Origin of the sequence: Fulvimonas sp. R45 (assembly GCF_030504985.1) — a bacterium.
Taxonomy (GTDB): Bacteria; Pseudomonadota; Gammaproteobacteria; order Xanthomonadales; family Rhodanobacteraceae; genus Rhodanobacter_A.
The window spans coordinates 67102-84394 of record NZ_JASERU010000014.1 but is presented as its reverse complement, the minus strand read 5'-3'; the positions used below and the strand labels follow the sequence as shown (position 1 = coordinate 84394).

At 71.0% G+C, this 17293-nt stretch carries 16 protein-coding genes; 12 read left to right on the top strand and 4 right to left on the bottom strand.

The features are described from left to right. The first annotated feature begins 6 nt into the window (after positions 1-6). From QMK61_RS13010 to asnB, 5 genes are all read left to right on the top strand, one after another. Complete coding sequence (locus QMK61_RS13010) at positions 7-930, top strand: phosphoglycerate mutase (protein ID WP_302072645.1); 924 nt, start codon at positions 7-9, stop codon at positions 928-930. Then, positions 891-2711, top strand: a complete 1821-nt coding sequence (recJ, locus tag QMK61_RS13005) for a single-stranded-DNA-specific exonuclease RecJ (protein WP_302072644.1) — start codon at positions 891-893, stop codon at positions 2709-2711. The genes QMK61_RS13010 and recJ overlap by 40 nt, the downstream gene beginning before the upstream one ends. Before the next feature lie 124 nt (positions 2712-2835). Continuing rightward, a complete protein-coding gene (locus tag QMK61_RS13000) occupies positions 2836-3219 on the top strand; it encodes an STAS/SEC14 domain-containing protein (RefSeq protein WP_302072643.1) in 384 nt (127 codons plus the stop codon). A 49-nt stretch (positions 3220-3268) separates the two neighbouring features. Continuing rightward, on the top strand, positions 3269-3391 hold the full coding sequence (locus QMK61_RS12995) for a hypothetical protein (RefSeq protein WP_302072642.1): 123 nt from the start codon (positions 3269-3271) through the stop codon (positions 3389-3391). A 155-nt stretch (positions 3392-3546) separates the two neighbouring features. Continuing rightward, entirely contained in the window at positions 3547-5214 is a 1668-nt protein-coding gene (asnB, locus tag QMK61_RS12990) for an asparagine synthase B (RefSeq protein ID WP_302072641.1), read from the top strand. Between the two features lies 1 nt (position 5215). On the opposite strand, the gene QMK61_RS12985 is transcribed toward asnB, so the two are convergent. After that, a complete protein-coding gene (locus QMK61_RS12985; RefSeq protein WP_302072640.1) occupies positions 5216-6415 on the bottom strand; it encodes a retropepsin-like aspartic protease in 1200 nt (399 codons plus the stop codon). A gap of 185 nt (positions 6416-6600) precedes the next feature. Here QMK61_RS12985 and prfB point away from each other — a divergent pair. The 3 genes from prfB (at position 6601) to lysS (ending at position 9909) form a co-directional block, all read left to right on the top strand. Beyond that, a protein-coding gene (gene prfB / locus QMK61_RS12980) for a peptide chain release factor 2 (protein WP_302072639.1) occupies positions 6601-7726 on the top strand; the annotation gives its coding sequence in 2 pieces (ribosomal slippage) (positions 6601-6675 and positions 6677-7726; 1125 coding nt in all). 83 nt (positions 7727-7809) lie between these two features. Further along, a complete protein-coding gene (locus QMK61_RS12975) occupies positions 7810-8193 on the top strand; it encodes a hypothetical protein (protein WP_302072638.1) in 384 nt (127 codons plus the stop codon). A gap of 192 nt (positions 8194-8385) precedes the next feature. Further along, a complete protein-coding gene (gene lysS, locus QMK61_RS12970) occupies positions 8386-9909 on the top strand; it encodes a lysine--tRNA ligase (RefSeq protein WP_302072637.1) in 1524 nt (507 codons plus the stop codon). A 68-nt stretch (positions 9910-9977) separates the two neighbouring features. Here lysS and yidC read toward each other — a convergent pair whose 3' ends face one another. Beyond that, entirely contained in the window at positions 9978-10628 is a 651-nt protein-coding gene (yidC, locus tag QMK61_RS12965; protein WP_302072636.1) for a membrane protein insertase YidC, read from the bottom strand. Between the two features lie 132 nt (positions 10629-10760). Between yidC and QMK61_RS12960 the strand changes: the two genes are divergently transcribed. The 4 genes from QMK61_RS12960 (at position 10761) to zipA (ending at position 15941) form a co-directional block, all read left to right on the top strand. After that, positions 10761-11060 carry a YciI family protein gene (locus tag QMK61_RS12960; RefSeq protein WP_302072635.1) on the top strand — a complete coding sequence of 100 codons (300 nt, stop codon included), beginning with the start codon at positions 10761-10763 and terminating at the stop codon, positions 11058-11060. Between the two features lie 8 nt (positions 11061-11068). Beyond that, positions 11069-11320 carry a BolA family protein gene (locus QMK61_RS12955; protein WP_302072678.1) on the top strand — a complete coding sequence of 84 codons (252 nt, stop codon included), beginning with the start codon at positions 11069-11071 and terminating at the stop codon, positions 11318-11320. 131 nt (positions 11321-11451) lie between these two features. After that, positions 11452-14952: a chromosome segregation protein SMC gene (smc, locus tag QMK61_RS12950; protein ID WP_302072634.1), complete on the top strand. Its 3501-nt coding sequence runs from the start codon at positions 11452-11454 to the stop codon at positions 14950-14952. Between the two features lie 11 nt (positions 14953-14963). Next, positions 14964-15941: a cell division protein ZipA gene (gene zipA, locus QMK61_RS12945; protein ID WP_302072633.1), complete on the top strand. Its 978-nt coding sequence runs from the start codon at positions 14964-14966 to the stop codon at positions 15939-15941. Positions 15942-15966: 25 nt separating this feature from the next. Here zipA and QMK61_RS12940 read toward each other — a convergent pair whose 3' ends face one another. Together QMK61_RS12940 and QMK61_RS12935 are read right to left on the bottom strand one after the other, a co-directional pair. After that, entirely contained in the window at positions 15967-16392 is a 426-nt protein-coding gene (locus QMK61_RS12940; RefSeq protein WP_302072632.1) for a VOC family protein, read from the bottom strand. A 78-nt stretch (positions 16393-16470) separates the two neighbouring features. Further along, complete coding sequence (locus QMK61_RS12935) at positions 16471-17280, bottom strand: AraC family transcriptional regulator (RefSeq protein WP_302072631.1); 810 nt, start codon at positions 17278-17280, stop codon at positions 16471-16473. Positions 17281-17293: the final 13 nt, after the last annotated feature.

The window sequence follows — 17293 nt, the reverse complement described above, 5'->3', positions numbered from 1 at the left end:
CCGCCGATGCATGCCGACGCCCTGCAAGTCCCGGAGTTCTGGTTGCCCGCGCTGGCCCGTTTCGCGCCGGACCATCCGCTGCGCCGCCTGCTGGCGCGCGCCGACCGCCTGGCCGACGGCCCGCGGGGCTACCTTGGCGGCCTGGCCGGCCATTTCGACGTCGGCGTCCCGTTGCTGCCGGCCGCCGCACTGGTCCGCGAGCACCTGGCCGGCGACGCCGGCGATGCGGCCTGGCTGTGCGCCGACCCGGCCTGGGTGCAACCGGACCTGACCGGGGCGCGCCTGCTGGCCTGCGGCCGGATGGACCTGACCGCGGACGAGGCGCGCGAACTGGCCGAGGCCGTGCGGCCGGTGTTCGAGGAAGCCGGCATGCGGCTGGAACCCACCACACCCGATCGCTGGCACCTGCGCCTGCCCCACGGCCTGGAACCGCCGCCGTTCGCCGCGCCGGAGCAGGCGCTGGGCGAGGACCTGTCCCAGCACCTGCCGCCAGGCGCGGACGGGCGCCGCTGGCGCGTGCTGTTCAACGAGGTGCAGGTGCTGCTGCACCAGCACCCGCTCAACGCCGGGCGCGCCGGACGCGGCGAGCCGCCAGTCAACAGCCTGTGGCTGTGGGGCGCCGGTCGCCTGCCGGCGCAGGTGCGCACGCCGCTGGCCAGCGCGGTCGGCGACGACCTGCTGCTGGCGGCGCTGGCCGCGCGCGCCGGCGTGCCGTGCCGGGCGCGCACGGCGGAAGCCGTCGCTGTCGCCGGGGCGGGCAGCCTGGTCGATCTGCAGGACCTGCCGGTGGACGTGATCGAGCGCGACTGCTGGCCCGTGCTGCAGGCGCAGGCACGCCGGCAGGCCGTGCGCCTGGCCTTCGCCAGCGGCGAGCGCTGGCTCTATCGGCCGTGGCATCGCTGGCGCGTGTGGCGCGGGTACGCGCGTTGAGCGGCGGGCTGGCGCGACCGCTCGAGCTGCGGCGACGCATCGCGCAAGGCGAGCCGGCGGGCTGGGACGCCGCGGTGCACCCGGTGCTGCGGCAGGTGTACGCCGCGCGCGGCGTGCTGGCGCCGGCGCAGGCCGAGCACCGCCTGCAGCACCTGCTGTCGCCGCATGCGTTGGGCGGCATGGCCGAGGCCGTGGCGCTGCTGGCCGAAGCCATCCGGGACGACTGGTCGATCCTGATCGCCGGCGACTACGACTGCGACGGCGCCACCGGCGTGGCCGTGGCCGTGCGCGGCCTGCGCCTGCTGGGCGCGCGGCGGGTGCACTATGTGGTGCCCAACCGCTTCGTCCACGGCTACGGCCTGACGCCGGCGCTGGTGGATTCGCTGCAGCCGGTGCCGCAACTGATCGTCACCGTGGACAACGGCGTGGCCAGCGTGGCCGGCGTGGCGGCGGCGCGTGCGCGCGGCGCGCGGGTGATCGTCACCGACCACCACCTGCCCGGCGAGCAGCTGCCGGCGGCGGATGCGATGGTGAATCCCAACCTGCGCGGCGATGCCTTTCCCAGCAAGTGCCTGGCCGGCGTGGGCGTGATGTTCTACCTGCTGCTGGCGCTGCGCGCGGGGTTGCGGGCGCGCGGTGTGCTGGCTGCGCCGGAGCCCGACCTTTCCACGCTGCTCGACCTGGTCGCGCTGGGCACGGTGGCCGACCTGGTGCCGCTGGATTTCAACAACCGCGTGCTGGTGGCGGCAGGGCTGAAGCGCATCCGCGCCGGCCGCTGCTGCGCCGGTATCGCCGCGCTGGTGGAAGCCGGCCGGCGCAGCCTGGGCACGCTGTGCGCCAGCGACCTCGGTTTCGCGGTGGGGCCGCGGCTGAACGCGGCCGGCCGGCTGGAGGACATGCGCTTGGGCGTGGAATGCCTGCTCGCGGACGACCCGGCGCAGGCCCGCCGCCACGCCGAACGGCTCGACGCGATCAACCGCGAACGCCGCGACCTGCAGGCCTCGATGGTGGCGGAGGCCGAGGCGATGGTGGCGCAGGCGGCGCAGACCGATGCGGTGGGCGTGGCCCTGTTCGAGCCGTCCTGGCATGCCGGCGTGGTCGGGCTGGTGGCCTCCAAACTGAAGGAACGCCTGCATCGCCCCGTCATCGCGTTTGCGTCTGCTTCTATTGAAGGGTGCGGCGATGGATCGTCGCTTCTTGATCTTCGTGCGCAGGATGCGCACACAAGTTGTGCCCAGCTGCGCGGTTCCGGCCGCTCGATCCCCGGCTTCCACCTGCGCGACGCGCTGGCCGTGATCGACGCGCGCCACCCCGGCCTGATCGAGCGCTTCGGCGGCCATGCCATGGCGGCGGGGTTGAGCCTGAGGGCCGCCGATTACCCCCGCTTTGCCGCCGCCTTCGACACCGCGGCGCGCGAGCTGATCGCGCCGGAGCGCCTGCAGGCCGCGCTCTACACCGATGGCGAACTGCCGCCCGGCGCGTTCACGCTGGAGCTGGCCCGCCAACTGCGGGACACCGGCCCGTGGGGCCAGGCCTTCCCGGAACCCGTGTTCGACAACGTGTTCGACTGCGCGGGCTGGAAGGTGATGGGCGAGAGCCACCTGCGCCTGCAGCTGCGCGACCCGCGCGACGGCGCGCTGCACGAGGCGGTGATGTTCAACGCCTGGCCCGGCCCGCCGCCACCGGCCCGCCTGCGCGCCGCGTACGAACTGGTGGTCAACGACTGGCAGGGGCGCGAAAGCGTGCGGCTGTTGCTGCGCCACGTGGAGCCGGCCGGTTAGAGCCTGTTCAAAATCTCCCCGTGGCCCGCGCCGGGAGAGCTTGAACAGGCTCTGAGCCGGCTCGCGCACCGTTCACGGCGGGGCGGGCATGCTCGGGCCGTCCATCAGCCCGCGGAGGTCGCCCATGATCGAGCAAATCGAAGGCCTGCCCGCCGGCGCGCTGGGTTTCCGCGCGCGCGGCCAACTGACGGCGGCGGATTACGAGCGCGTGCTGGTGCCCGACATCGAGGCCGCCTTCGCGCTCAACCGCAAGCTGCGGCTGCTGTTCCACGTGCCGGAGGACTTCGGCGGGCTGGAGCCGCGCGCGATGTGGGACGACGCCAAGCTGGGGCTGCGACACTTCAGCGGCTGGGACCGCCTGGCGCTGGTGACCGACGTCCCCTGGCTGCGCACCACCACGGCCGCGATGCGCTTCCTGGTGCCGGCCGAGTTGCGCGTGTTCTCCAACGCCCAGCTGGCGCAGGCCATGGCGTGGATCGCCGAGCCGCGCCTGGCGGAACCGGCATAGGCCGAATCGTCACTTGCGCGCGGGCACTCCTTTCTGTTCTAGTCGCCGCATGACTTCCACGACCGCCATCTCCACGACCGCCACCGCGCCTGCCGCGCGGGGCTTCGTCGCGGTCGTCGACAACAATCGCGCGAACAACAACAACGCCAACCATTGGCGGGCCCGCGCGTAGCTGAAGGAAACACCACCAGACACGCGACCGAGGCCCGCCCAGTGCGGGCCTCGGTTTTTTTGTGCGTCTGGTGGGTGCGCGGATCCGTTCGCGCAAGGCAAATCCGGCCATCCATGGCCGACTTTCAACAAGCAGGATCACCGAGAGCTTTCGCGATGTGTTCGATCTTTGGAATGTTCGACCTGCAACCCGGCGACGACGTGGCCGCGCTGCGCCGGCAGGCGCTGGAACTGTCCCTGCGCCAGCGCCACCGCGGCCCCGACTGGAGCGGGGTGTTCGTGGACACGGGGGCGATCCTGGTGCACGAGCGCCTGGCCATCGTCGACCCGGCCTCGGGCGCGCAGCCGCTGCGCTCGCGCGACGGTGCGCTGGCGCTGGCGGTGAACGGCGAGATCTACAACCATCGCGAGCTGCGCGCCGCGAGCGCCTACGACTTCGCCACCGGCTCGGACTGCGAGGTCATCAACGCGCTGTACCGCGAGGGCGATGCCGATTTCGTGGGCAGGCTCAACGGCATCTTCGCCTTCGCGCTGTGGGACGGCGCGGCGCAGCGCTACCTGATCGCGCGCGACCCCATCGGCGTGTGCCCGCTGTACTGGGGGCACGACGCGCAGGGCCGGCTGTGCGTGGCGTCGGAGATGAAGGCGCTGGCGGACGTGTGCGCCGACGTGGCGGCGTTCCCGCCCGGCCACGTGTACGACAGCGCCAGCGGCGAGCTGCGCCGCTACTACCACAGGCGCTGGCGCGACCATGCCGCCACCCGCGGCCATGCGGTGCCGCCGGCGCGCCTGCGCGAGGCCTTCGAGCAGGCCGTGCACCGCCAGCTGATGACCGACGTGCCGTATGGCGTGCTGCTGTCCGGCGGACTGGATTCCTCGCTGGTGGCCACCTGCGCCGCGAAGTTCGCGCGCGAGCGCGTCGAGGACGACGACCGCAGCGAGGCCTGGTGGCCGCGCCTGCATTCCTTCGCCATCGGGCTGGAGGGTTCGCCCGACCTCGCCGCTGCCCAGGTGGCCGCCGACGCGCTGGGCACCGTGCACCACGGCTTCGTCTACACCTTCTGGGAGGGGCTGGACGCGGTTCCCGAAGTGATCCGCCACCTGGAAACCTACGACGTCACCACCATCCGCGCCGCCACGCCGATGTACCTGCTGGCGCGGCGGATCAAGGCGATGGGGGTGAAGATGGTGCTCTCCGGCGAGGGCTCGGACGAACTGTTCGGCGGCTACCTGTACTTCCACAAGGCGCCGTCGGCCGAGGCCTTCCACGAGGAGACCGTGCGCAAGCTCGACGCGCTGCACAGCTACGACTGCCTGCGCGCCAACAAGGCCATGATGGCCTGGGGCGTGGAGGCGCGCGTGCCGTTCCTCGACCTGGAATTCGTCGACGTGGCGATGGGCATGGACGCCGCGCACAAGATGGCGGGGCAGGGCCGCATCGAGAAGGCCGTGCTGCGCGAGGCGTTCGAAGGCGCGCTGCCGAAGGAGATCCTGTGGCGGCAGAAGGAGCAGTTCAGCGACGGCGTGGGCTACGGCTGGATCGACGGCCTGAAGGCGCACGCCGGGCAGTTCGTGAGCGACCGCGAATTCGCCGCGGCGGCGGCGCGTTTTCCGTACAACACGCCGGCGACCAAGGAAGCGTACTTCTACCGCACCCTCTTCGAGCGGCACTTCCCCGGCGCGGCCTGCGCCGCCACCGTGCCGGGCGGCAAGTCCATCGCCTGTTCCTCGCCCGCGGCGCTGGCCTGGGACCCGGCCTTCGCCGGCATGGCCGATCCGTCGGGGCGCGCCGTGCGCGGCGTCCACGCACAGGCGCTGGCCTGATTCAGTGCAGGCCGGCGTGCAGCAACTGGCAACTGTGGCGGCCCGGGAAGTCGAAGAAGAAGTCCATGTCGCCCAGGGCGCCGCTCCCCAGCACGTAGTGCCAGGGCAGGCTGGCGTCCTTGAAGACGCCGAAGGTCATCTCGATCGGCTGGCCGGAGATCACCACACGGGCGGTCGCCTGGCCGACGCGGGCCGCATGCAGGCGCGGCCCGATGTCGTGCAGGCGTACGCGATGGGCATAAGTGGTGGCCAGTTCCTGCATGGCCGGGCCGTCGGCGCTGAGGTAGAACACGCTGCCGCTGTCGATCAGCGCCGTGCGCAGCCTGCCTTCGATGGAGAGTGCCACCGTGGCGCGGATCGAATTGCCCCACGGGCCGCTGGCTATCAACAGCGGCTGTTCGCAGGCCGGGCGGTGCGCAGGCGAGCGGTAGACGGTGAGGGCATCGCGTGCGATGCGGAACGTGCCCAGCACCTTGAGTATGTCCAGCCCGACCAGGCGCGACCTGGCGGGACCTACCGACACCGGCACGTGATGCAGGGTGACCGGGCCGATCGACAGGCTGTCCAGCGTTCCGGTCTCGAACGCCACGTCGCGCGACAGCACGCCGTTCGCATGCCGTTCGCGGCCGGAAAGGCGCACGCCCAGGCGCCCGGCCGTGGCGGCGTCGAGCACGATGTCGCCGGCGCCGGTGTCCACCACCAGCCGCGCCTTCGCGCCGTTGGCTGCGACTTCCAGCGCGCCGCGGTTGTCGCCCGGCGCGTGTTCCAGCGGCAGGGCGAAGTCGTGGTCAGGCATGTCGACGCCGAGCGGCGCTTCGCTGGCGTGGGCCTTCACATAGTCGCGCAGGCGGTCGAGCCGCGACTTCGGCACGCGGCCCGCGAAACGTTCGACGATGGCGGCTTCGGCCGCGTCGGCCACCACGTGGCCCCCGCTAAGGCGCAGGTTGCCGTTGCCGAACACGGCGCAGAAGTACGCCACGCCTGGTCGGGTGTCGAACAAGGCGCGCTCGCACAGCCGCGCATCCGCGCTGGACTGGTCGAGGTTGTAATGGATGCGCTCCAGGCCCATCGCCGCGAGCACTCGGGCGGCGGGGTCCGGCGGGTGCCGGTACAGTTCGGCCAAGGCCGGGACATCGGCGCTGGCCACCGCCTTCTGCACGGACTGCACGATCTGCGGCTCGTCCGGCGCGGATGCGGCCATGGCCAGCCCCGTGACGAGCATCCACCCGCCGTACATTCCTTTGGCGATCCACTGCATGTCCGCTTGCCCCCCACCCCCCCGCCCGGTCGTGGCGGCGAGTATAGGGGACGCAGGCTGGTCGGCTTATCCAAGCCGGGCGATGGCTCTGGTACCATGGGCGGTCGAATTCCTCACCGGTTCCAACCATGATCGAGACCAATCCGATCCTCGCGCAGATCGCGGACCTCACGGCCCGCGTCGAGTCGCTTAGGGGGTATCTTTGACTACGCCGCCAAGCGCGAGCGCCTGGAAGAAGTAAGCCGCGAACTGGAAAGCCCCAACGTCTGGGACGATCCGCCGCGCGCGCAGGAGCTGGGCCGCGAACGCGCGCGCCTGGACACCGTCGTCACCGGCATCGACGAGCTGAGCGCCGGCCTGTCCGACGCGAAGGAACTGCTGGAGATGGCCGCGGCCGACGGCGACGAGGACACCATCGCCTCGGTGGCCTCCGACGTGGCCGGTCTCGAGGCGCGCGTGGGCAAGCTGGAATTCCAGCGCATGTTCTCCGGCAAGATGGACGCGATGAACGCCTTCGTCGACATCCAGGCCGGCGCCGGCGGCACCGAGGCGCAGGACTGGGCCGAGATGCTGCTGCGCATGTACCTGCGCTGGGCCGAATCGCGCGGCTGGAAGACCGAGCTGCTGGAAGCCTCCGGCGGCGAAGTGGCGGGCATCAAGTCGGCCACCTTCCGCGTCGAGGGCGACTACGCCTACGGCTGGCTGAAGACCGAGATCGGCGTGCACCGGCTGGTGCGCAAGAGCCCGTTCGACTCGGACAACCGCCGCCACACCAGCTTCACCAGCGTGTTCGTCTCGCCCGAAGTCGATGACGACATCGACATCGAGATCAACCCGGCCGACCTCAAGACCGACGTCTACCGTTCCTCCGGCGCCGGCGGCCAGCACGTCAACAAGACCGAGTCGGCGGTGCGCATCACCCACGTGCCCTCCGGCGTGGTGGTGGCCTGCCAGACCGAGCGTTCGCAGCACGCCAACCGCGACCGCGCGATGAAGATGCTGAAGGCGAAGCTGTACGAACTGGAAGTGCAGAAGCGCAACGCCGAGCGCGACGCGCTGGAAGCCAGCAAGTCCGACATCGGCTGGGGCAGCCAGATCCGCAACTACGTGCTCGACCAGAGCCGCATCAAGGACCTGCGCACCGGCGTGGAGCGTTCCGACACGCAGAAGGTGCTGGACGGCGACCTGGACGAGTTCGTCGAGGCCAGCCTGAAGTCCGGGCTGGACGCGGGCGCCAAGCGCATCGACGCCTGAGGAATCCGCGCCATGGCTTCAGCCTTGGTACGGAAAACCGCCTGTATAGATTTTCCGGTTCCAGTACTGACGAGGTAGCCAGCATGAATGCCAGCAAGATGTGCAGCCTCCTGTTTGCCTGTGCCGCCCTGGCGGCGTTCGGCGCGAGCGCGCAGCCGCGGCAGGGCAGCGGCATCAAGCAGGACGCGAAAGCCGTCGGCCACGGTGTCGCCGATGGCGCCCGCGACGTGGGCCACGCGACCAGGCATGCCGCCAGGAAAGTCGGCCATGGCGCCAAGGACGCCAGCACCGGCATCGGCCACGGCGCCAAGAAGGCGGGCATTGCCGTGGGGCATGGTGCGAAGGAGGCCGGCCTCGCCGTCGGCCATGGTGCGAAGAAAGCCGGCCTCGCCGTCGGCCACGGCGCGCGCGAAGGCTGGGACGCCACCAAGCAGGCGGTGAAGCACGTGTTCGGCAAGGACGATTGATTGCTCCACCTGCCCATATTCCGTTCATCCTGAGCATGGGGCCGACGTGCCGGAGTCGAAGGGCCACGCCGCCCGGCGCTTCGACTCCGCCTGCTGTCGCAAGCTGCGCTCGGCGCGAACGGGGATTTCGAGCCACTCCATAAAGAACACTGCATCAGCCGGCGCGAATGCGCCGGCCACCACGGAAAACCCATGAGCGAAACCATCGATACCCAGCCCGTTGTCGACGAGAACAAGCTGATCGCCGAGCGCCGCGAGAAACTCAAGGCGCTGCGCGGGCAGGGCATCGCGTTTCCCAATGACTTCAAGGTCGACAGCTTCGCCGGCGATCTGCAGGACGAATACGCCGACAAGGACGCGCATACCGCCGAGGCGATCGAGGCCGCCGCGCGCTGCGTGAAGATCGCTGGCCGCATCGTGCTCAAGCGCGTGCAGGGCAAGGTCAGCTTCGCGCAGGTGCAGGACATGACCGGCCGCATCCAGCTGTTCATCCACCAGGGCACGGTGGGCGAGGCGGCCTACGAGGCGTTCAAGGGCTGGGACATGGGCGACATCGTGGGCGCCGAAGGCCTGCTGATGCGCACCAAGACCGGCGAACTGTCGGTGAAGGTGGACGTGCTGCGCCTGCTCACCAAGAGCCTGCGCCCGCTGCCGGACAAGCACCACGGCATGGCCGACGTGGAGCAGCGCTACCGCCAGCGCTACGTCGACCTGATCGTCACCGAGGAGGCACGCCGCACCTTCCAGCTGCGCTCGCGCATCATCGGCTTCATCCGCCAGTGGCTGGAGGCCGCGCCGCGCCGCTTCATGGAAGTGGAAACGCCGATGATGCACATCATCCCCGGCGGCGCCACGGCGCGTCCCTTCGTCACCCACCACAACGCGCTGGACATCGACCTGTTCCTGCGCGTGGCGCCGGAGCTGTACCTGAAGCGCCTGGTGGTCGGCGGCTTCGACCGTGTCTACGAGATCAACCGCAATTTCCGCAACGAGGGCGTGTCCACCCGGCACAACCCCGAGTTCACCATGCTCGAGCTGTACCAGGCCTACGCCACCTACGACGAGATCATGGACCTCACCGAGTCGGTGATCCGGGAAACCGCGCAGCACGTGCTGGGCACCACCCAGCTGGAATGGGACGGCGCGAAGATCGACCTCGGCCCCGCCTTCCGCCGCTGGACGATGGAAGACGCGGTGCTGGAACACAACCCGGAAATCAAGCGCGGGGAACTGCGCGACCGCGAAGCGATGGCCGCGCACGCCAGGCGCCTCGGCGTGCAGGTCAAGGACGGCTACGGCTGGGGCAAGCTGCTGCTGGAGATCTTCGAGAAGACGGTGGAGCACACCCTGGTCCAGCCCACCTTCATCACCCAGCATCCGGTCGAGGTCTCGCCGCTGGCGCGCGAGAACGACAGCGACAAGGGCATCACCGACCGCTTCGAGCTGTTCGTCAACGGCAAGGAGCTGGCCAACGGTTTCTCCGAGCTGAACGACCCGGAGGACCAGGCCGCGCGCTTCCAGGCCCAGGTGGATGCCAAGGACGCCGGCGACGACGAGGCGATGCACTTCGACGCCGACTACATCCGCGCGCTGGAAGTGGGCCTGCCGCCCACCGGCGGCCTCGGCATCGGCATCGACCGGCTGGTGATGCTGCTGACCGGCTCGTCCTCGATCCGCGACGTGCTGCTGTTCCCGTACATGCGGCCCGAGGGCTGAGCCGTGGATCGGGCGAACGGCGAAGGCCCGCGGCATGCGGGCCTTCGCGTCCCCGAGCACCGGAATTTCTAAATCGCCACCGGGCGATCCGCCAGCCGCCGGATGCGCCGCCGCAACAGCAGCGTCTGCGCCACCGTCGCCGAGCTGGAGCCCAGCCAGTACAGGCCCAGGCCTGCGGCCAGGTGCCACACCGTGAAAAACGCGACCAGCGCCGGCAGCCACTGCAGCACGGTGCGCGCCTGCTCGGGCAGCATCGGGTTCAGCATCGCCGCCGCCAGGCTCAGGGCCGCCACCAGCAGGGCCAGGCCAAGGTCGGGGCGCACCAGCTTCGGAATCCACAGGAACGAACCGGCGCCAGCCGCACCGCGACGGATCGCCGCGTAGATGCCCATGCCCAGCGGCGCCTGCACCAGCGCAGTGAGCAGGCCGCTGCCCAGGCCCGCGCCGATGCCGTGCCGGCGGTACAGCGCCTGCAGTGCGGCGGCCTGCGCGGCCGGCTCGCCGGCATGGCGCTGGCGCAAGGCCTCGATCTCGGGCTTGAGCGCCGCCAGCTTCCGCTGCCGCCGCCAGCCCTGCTCGGCGGCGTGCAGCGTCAGCGGCAACAAGGCCAGGCGCACCGCCAGTGCCAGCGCGATCACGGCGAGGCCGTAGCTGCCGTCCAGCAGGGACGCCAGCTGTGCGAGCAGGCCGCCGATGCAGTCCACGAACGTCGTCCACATGGTGTTCCTTCCCCAGGCTTGGCCGTCGGCCGAGGCCACAGACATGGGCTCGGCGCTGCCGTGTTCAAGGGCGCGTCGCCATGTCCGGCGGAAGGACGGGTAAAATGCCGCTTTGCCTCCGGAGTCTGCCCCATGTGGTTCGCCATCATCGCCAAGGATCATCCCGGCTCGCTGGACAAGCGCACGGCCGCGCGCCCCGCGCACCTGGAGCGGCTGGACAAGCTGCAGGCCGAGGGGCGGATGCTGCTGGCCGGGCCGTTCCCGGCGATCGAGTCGGAAAATCCCGGGCCGGCCGGCTTCACCGGCAGCTTGATCATTGCCGAGTTTCCCAATCGGGCCGAAGCGGAAGCCTGGGCTGGCGCCGATCCCTACGTGGCAGCCGGCGTGTACGCCAGCGTCGAGGTCAAGCCGTTCCGCAAGACCCTGCCGTGAGCGCGGCGATGGTCGAGGAGATCCGCCGCCGCTTGGCCGAGGCGCTGGCGCCGCTCGAGCTGGAGGTGCTGGACGAGGGCTACAAGCACGCCGGCCACGCCAACGAAGGCAAGGGGCATTTCCACGTGCGCATCGTCAGCGCCGCCTTTGCTGGCGCCTTGCCGATCAAGCGGCACCGCATGGTGTACGCCGCGCTCGATGGGCTGATGAACAACGGCATCCATGCCTTGTCCATCGACGCGAAGACACCTGATCAGTAGATTCAATGGCTTGAAACGTACAGTTCAACCGTTTTCACCCGCCCGAGCGCATTGCGGCATCGCCCTGCGTTTGGCACAGTGACCCGTCGCCCCGCCGCGGGCCCACGTTCAGCCGGAACCCTCGACGCCGCATGCGCCTGACCACGATCAAACTCGCCGGTTTCAAGTCCTTCGTCGACCCGACCACGCTGCACCTGCCGACCAACATGACCGGCGTGGTGGGCCCGAACGGCTGCGGCAAGTCGAACATCATCGACGCCATCCGCTGGGTGATGGGCGAGAGCGCGGCCAGCCGCCTGCGCGGCGACTCGTTGACCGATGTGATCTTCTCCGGCTCCAACGCGCGCAAGCCGGTGGGGCAGGCCACCGTCGAGCTGATCTTCGACAACGCCGACGGCACCGTGCAGGGCGAGTACGCGCAGTACGCGGAGATCTCGGTGAAGCGCCAGGTGACCCGCGACGGGCAGTCGTCCTACTTCCTCAACGGCGCGCGCTGCCGCCGCCGCGACATCACCGACCTGTTCCTCGGCACCGGCCTCGGCGCGCGCAGCTATTCGATCATCGAGCAGGGCATGATCAGCCAGATCATCGAGGCGCATCCCGAGGAACTGCGCACGCACCTGGAGGAGGCCGCCGGCATCTCCAAGTACAAGGAGCGCCGCAAGGAGACCGAGAGCCGCATCAAGGCCACCCGCGAGAACCTCGACCGCGTGAAGGACGTGCGCGACGAGGTGGACAAGCAGCTCGAGCACCTGAACCGCCAGGCCCGGGCCGCCGAGCGCTGGAAGGCGCTGAAGGAGGAGCAGACCCGCAGGGAGGCCGAGCTGCGCGCGCTGGAGTACCGCGCGCTGAAGGGCCAGCATGAGGGCGAGGGGCAGGGCCTGTCCGCCGCCGAGGTCGAGATCGAGAAGCAGCTCGCCGCCCAGCGCCAGATCGAGGCGCAGCTGGAATCGGTGCGCGAGCGCCACACCGGCGCCACCGAACACCTCAACGGCGTGCAGGCCGAGGTCTACAAGGTCGGCGCCGAGATCGCCCGCGTCGAGCAGCAGGTGCGCTTCAACAAGGAAACCGCCGAGCGCCTGCAGCGCGCCCAAGGCGAGGCCGAGCGCGAGCACGGCGAGCTGTCCGCGCACATTGCCAACGACCGCGAGCAGATCGAGGCGCTGCGCATGGCCCTGGCCGAGGGCGAACCGAAGCTCGAAGCCCTGCAGCAGATGCAGGACGACACCGCCGAGGCGGTACGCGGCAGCGAAGCGAAACTGGCCGACTGGCAGCAGCGCTGGGACGCCTACACGCGCACCGCCGGCGAATCCAGCCGCGCCGCGGAGGTCGAGCGCACCAAGCTCAACTACCTCGACCGCCAGGCGGTCGACCTGTCCCGCCGCCGCGAGGCGCTGGAGGCCGAGCAGAAGGCCACCGACGTGGCCGCGCTGGACGCCGCCGCCGAACAACTGCACGTCGAGCACGACACCCAGCGCGAGCGCGTCGAGTCGCTCGGCAGCCTGCTCGACCAGCACAAGCTGTCGCACGAGAAGGTGCTGGACGAGGAACGCCAGGTGCAGTCGGCGCTCAACGAGGCGCGCCAGCAGCTGCAGAGCGCGCGTGGCCGGCTGTCCTCGCTGGAGGCCCTGCAGCATGCCGCGCTGGGCCAGGAGGAAAGCGCCGCCAGCGGCTGGCTGGCCGGCCTGGGCCTGGACAAGGCGCGCCGCCTTGGCGAGGCATTGCAGGTCGACGCGGGCTGGGAGTCGGCGGTGGAAACCGTGCTGGCCGGTCTGCTCGACGGCGTGCTGGTGGACAACCCGCTGGGCCTGGCCGGCGACTTCGGCACGCTGGGCGAGGCCGACCTCGCGCTGCTCGCCTCGGCCGAAGGCGGGCAGGGCGCCGAAGGCACGCTGGCCGCCAAGGTGCGCGGCCCGGCCGCCGCCATGCATCTGCTTGCCCAGGTGCGCACCGCCGAGTCGCTCGACGAGGCGCGCAACCGCGTCGGCGCGCTGGCCGACGGCCAATCGATCATCACCCGCGGCGGCGAATGGCTGGCGCCGCAGTGGGCGCGCATCCGCCGCGCCCAGGGCAACCAGGTCGGCGTGCTGGCGCGCGAGCGCGACATCCGCCTGCTGACCGAACAGATTGCCACGCTGGAAGCGCAGCTGGAGGAGTCGGCTGCCCGCCTGGATGAGCTGCGCACCGCCAAGTTCGAGGCCGAGCGCGCCCGCGACGACGCCCAGCGCGAGCTGTACAACGCCCACCGCCGCCAGTCCGAGCTGGCCGGCCAGCTGCAGAGCCACCGCGGCAAGGTGGAAACCGCCCGCGCCCGCGCCGAGAAGGTGGCCGGCGAGCTGTCCGTGCTGGTCGAGCAGCTGGACGAGCTGCAGACGCAGACCCGCGAGGCGCGCGCGCGCCTGGACGAGTCGGTCAACCACATGGGCGACCTGGAAGACCAGCGCCGCGAGCTGGAAAACGAGCGCCGCGCCCTGCTCGAAGCCCGCGAGGAAGCCCGCATGAACGCCCGCGAGGCGGCCGACCAGGCGCATGCGCTGGCGCTGTCGATGGAATCCAAGCGTTCCTCGCTGGCCTCGCTGGAGCAGGCGCTGGCCCGGCTGGACACGCAGCTGCGCCAGGTCGAGGCCCGCCGCAGCGAGATCGCCGAACAGCTCGCCGCCGGTTCCGATCCCATCGCGGAACTGGAAGCCGAGCGCCAGACCTACCTCGACCAGCGCCTGCTGGTGGACCGGCAACTGGTCGAGGCGCGCCGCGCGCTGGAAGACTGCGACATCGAATTCCGCAAGCTGGAACAGCAGCGCCACCTGGCCGAACAGGGCCTGGCCGCGCTGCGCGAAAGCGTGTCGGAGAAGCGCCTCGCCGCGCAGGCCCTGCAGATGCGCGCGGACCAGCTGGCCGAGGCCATCGTCGCCTCCGGCCTGGAGCTGGAGCCGCTGCTCGCCGAGCTGCCGGAGGAGGCCGACGCCGGCCAGTGGCGCACGCAGCTTTCCGACCTGGCGCAGAAGATCGCGCGCCTGGAGCCGGTGAACCTGGCCGCGATCCAGGAACACGCCGAGCAGAGCGAGCGCAAGACCTACCTGGACAACCAGCTCGCCGACCTCAACAACGCGATGGAAACGCTGGAAGGCGCGATCAAGAAGATCGACCGCGAGACCCGCCAGTGCTTCAAGGAGACCTTCGAGAAGGTCAACGCCGGCGTGCAGGAACTGTTCCCGCGCCTGTTCGGCGGCGGCCACGCCTACCTGGAACTGACCGGCGACGACCTGCTCGACACCGGCGTGTCGATCATGGCGCGGCCGCCGGGCAAGCGGCCGTCCAACATCTCGCTGCTCTCCGGCGGCGAGAAGGCGCTCACCGCGGTGGCGCTGGTGTTCGCCATCTTCAGCCTCAACCCCGCGCCGTTCTGCCTGCTCGACGAGGTGGACGCGCCGCTGGACGAGGCCAACGTGGGCCGCTTCTCCAACATGGTGCGCGAGATGAGCGAGAAGGTGCAGTTCATCTTCATCAGCCACAACAAGGCCACCATGGAGGCGGCCAGCCAGCTCTGCGGCGTGACCATGCGCGAGCCCGGCGTGTCGCGCCTGGTGCAGGTAGACCTGGCCGAAGCGGCTAAACTGGCCGGAGCAGCCTGAGGAGTCCCGAGATGACCTTGCCGTTCGTATCCGCGCTGGCCTGGAACCCCGCCGTGGGCGTCCCGCTGCTGATCGTCGGCCTGATCGTGCTGGTGCTGATCTGGCTGTTCGGCCAGCCGAAGCGGGAGCAGGGGCGCCGTCGCCCGCCGCCGGACGAGGCGCCGCACGAGCGCCGCGAGCCGACCCTGGGCGGCGAGGCCGGCGCGGACGAGGCGCCCCCGTCGGCCGGCAGGGAGCCCGCGCCGATGCAGGGCGAGCTGGACGTGGGCCTGCGCGAGGAACTGGAACGCCTGGGCGCGACGCTCGCCAGCGAGCATGCCGGCGGCAAGCCGAAGCCCGTGCCGCTGAGCGGCACGGCCGCCTCCATCGTGAACGCGCTGCGCAGCCCGGGCGAGGTCCCGGCGGCCGAACCCGTCGTGGCGGCACCGGTTCCGGCGCCCGCCCCCGCGCCGACTCCGGTCGCTGCGCCCGTGCCGGCGCCAGTTCCCGCGCCGGTGGTGGTGCCGCCGCGCTCGGACCTGGGCCGACGCCCGGCGCAACTGCCGGTGGAGCGCATCGTCACCCTGTTCGTGGTGGCGCGCGAAGGCCAGCATTTCCATGGCCCCGACCTGGTGGTGGCGGCGGAGAAGGCCGGCCTGGAATTCGGCGACATGGGCATCTACCACCGCCTGCTGGACGGCAAGCGCGAGCTGGGGCCGGTGTTCAGCGTGGCCAACATGCTGAAGCCGGGCAGCTTCGACCTCGGCCGGCTCGAGGCCCTGCGCACGCCCGGCATGAGCTTCTTCATGACCCTGCCCGCGCCGCTGCCGGCGCTGGACGCCTGGGACGCCATGCTGCCCACCGCGCAGCGCATGGCCGAACTGCTCGACGGCCAGGTGCTGGACGAGGAGCGCAACGCGCTGGGCCGCCAGCGCATCGCCTACATCCGCGACGAACTGCGCGGCTGGGACCGCAGCCACGAGGGCGAGGAAATCCACTTCGGCCGTTGAGGGCTCCGGGAAAGGGCGGGCGGCGTCAGTCCGCCCACGGGTCGTAGCTGCCGAAGTACCACAGGTGGCCCTCCGGGTCGCGGCAGGCGTAGCCGGCGCCGCCGTAGTCCTTTTCCGCGTAGTCGTCGACGATCGCCGCGCCCGCGGCCCTGGCGCGCTCGTAGTGCGCGCGCACGTCGGCCACGATGACGCAGGCGCATTGCGTCTCGCGCCCGCCGGTCTCGTCCGGCTGGGCCATGTGCCGGCCGAAGTCGTTGTCGCGCACGCTGCCCAGCATCACCATGCCGTGGCCGAAGACGAGCTGGGCGTGCGCCACGCCGCCGTCGTCGTCGTCGTAGACGGCATGCTTCTCGAAGCCGAAGGCGCGGCACAGCCAGTCGATCGCGGCATGGGCGTCGCGGTAGCGCAGGCAGGGGACGATGGTGCTGCCGCCGGGGGTGGTCGTGGTCATGCGGATACCTCGCGTTGACAGGTGTCCGGCAGCGTAGCGCCGCGGCGTCGCACGGTCTTGTAGATTTTCCCGGCCAGTTCAATCCAGCGGCAGGTGGTTGGGCCAGGGGCCGCGACGGGCGGCGAACTCGCCCGGGGTGAGACCGGCGAAGGCGCGGAATTCGTGGCAGAGGTGCGCCTGGTCGCAATAGCCGCCGTCGACGGCGATCTCGCTCCAGCGGATCTCCCGCTGCGGGTGCGCCTGCGCCACTACCGCGCGGAAGCGCAGCAGCCGCGCGAATTGCTTGGGCGTCATGCCCACCTGGCGGCGGAAGCGCGTGGCGAAGCGGTGTGCCGACCAGCCGCTGTCCCGCTGCAGCGCGCCGATGCGTGCCAGCTGCGGCGCGCACGCCAGCGTGGCGACGGCGTGCGTGACCACCGGATCGGGCACGGGATCGGGATGCAGGCCGCGCAGCCAGTCCTGGAGCAGCGCCAGCCGCCGCAGCGGGCAGGGGGTCTCCAGCAGGCGCTGGCGCAGGCGGCGCACGGCGGGGCCGCACAGCGCGTCGAGGTCCACGTCGCGCAGGGCCAGTTCCTGCACGTCGATGCCGAGCAGCGCATGCGCGCCGCCGGGGCGGAACGCCAGTCCCATCACCCGCACCTGTTCGTCGGTGTCGATGATCCAGCCATGCCGGAAGGGGCCGCCGATCACGCTGCCGGAGGCGCGTTCGCAGCGGCCGTCGTCGCGCCAGACGCGGGTCTCGTCCTGGTGCAGGTTGATGACCAGCGAGGTGCCGGGCACCGGCAGGATGCGCTCGCGGCGGTACGCGGCCGGGGGCATGTCCCAGTCCCACAGGGTTTCCACCAGGGCATCCAGCGGCGGCGCGGGGACGATGCTGTGCCAGCCCATCGCGGCGCCGTTC

Coding starts and splice junctions, on each gene's coding strand:
- QMK61_RS12955 (WP_302072678.1), top strand. CDS start 11,069: ATGGTCGAGGAGATCCGCCGCCGCTTGGCCGAGGCGCTGGCGCCGCTC.
- QMK61_RS12975 (WP_302072638.1), top strand. CDS start 7,810: ATGAATGCCAGCAAGATGTGCAGCCTCCTGTTTGCCTGTGCCGCCCTG.
- QMK61_RS12940 (WP_302072632.1), bottom strand. CDS start 16,392: ATGACCACGACCACCCCCGGCGGCAGCACCATCGTCCCCTGCCTGCGC.
- QMK61_RS13000 (WP_302072643.1), top strand. CDS start 2,836: ATGATCGAGCAAATCGAAGGCCTGCCCGCCGGCGCGCTGGGTTTCCGC.
- lysS (WP_302072637.1), top strand. CDS start 8,386: ATGAGCGAAACCATCGATACCCAGCCCGTTGTCGACGAGAACAAGCTG.
- QMK61_RS12995 (WP_302072642.1), top strand. CDS start 3,269: ATGACTTCCACGACCGCCATCTCCACGACCGCCACCGCGCCTGCCGCG.
- QMK61_RS12985 (WP_302072640.1), bottom strand. CDS start 6,415: ATGGCCGCATCCGCGCCGGACGAGCCGCAGATCGTGCAGTCCGTGCAG.
- smc (WP_302072634.1), top strand. CDS start 11,452: ATGCGCCTGACCACGATCAAACTCGCCGGTTTCAAGTCCTTCGTCGAC.
- QMK61_RS13010 (WP_302072645.1), top strand. CDS start 7: ATGCATGCCGACGCCCTGCAAGTCCCGGAGTTCTGGTTGCCCGCGCTG.
- QMK61_RS12960 (WP_302072635.1), top strand. CDS start 10,761: ATGTGGTTCGCCATCATCGCCAAGGATCATCCCGGCTCGCTGGACAAG.
- zipA (WP_302072633.1), top strand. CDS start 14,964: ATGACCTTGCCGTTCGTATCCGCGCTGGCCTGGAACCCCGCCGTGGGC.
- QMK61_RS12935 (WP_302072631.1), bottom strand. CDS start 17,280: ATGGGCTGGCACAGCATCGTCCCCGCGCCGCCGCTGGATGCCCTGGTG.
- yidC (WP_302072636.1), bottom strand. CDS start 10,628: ATGTGGACGACGTTCGTGGACTGCATCGGCGGCCTGCTCGCACAGCTG.
- asnB (WP_302072641.1), top strand. CDS start 3,547: ATGTGTTCGATCTTTGGAATGTTCGACCTGCAACCCGGCGACGACGTG.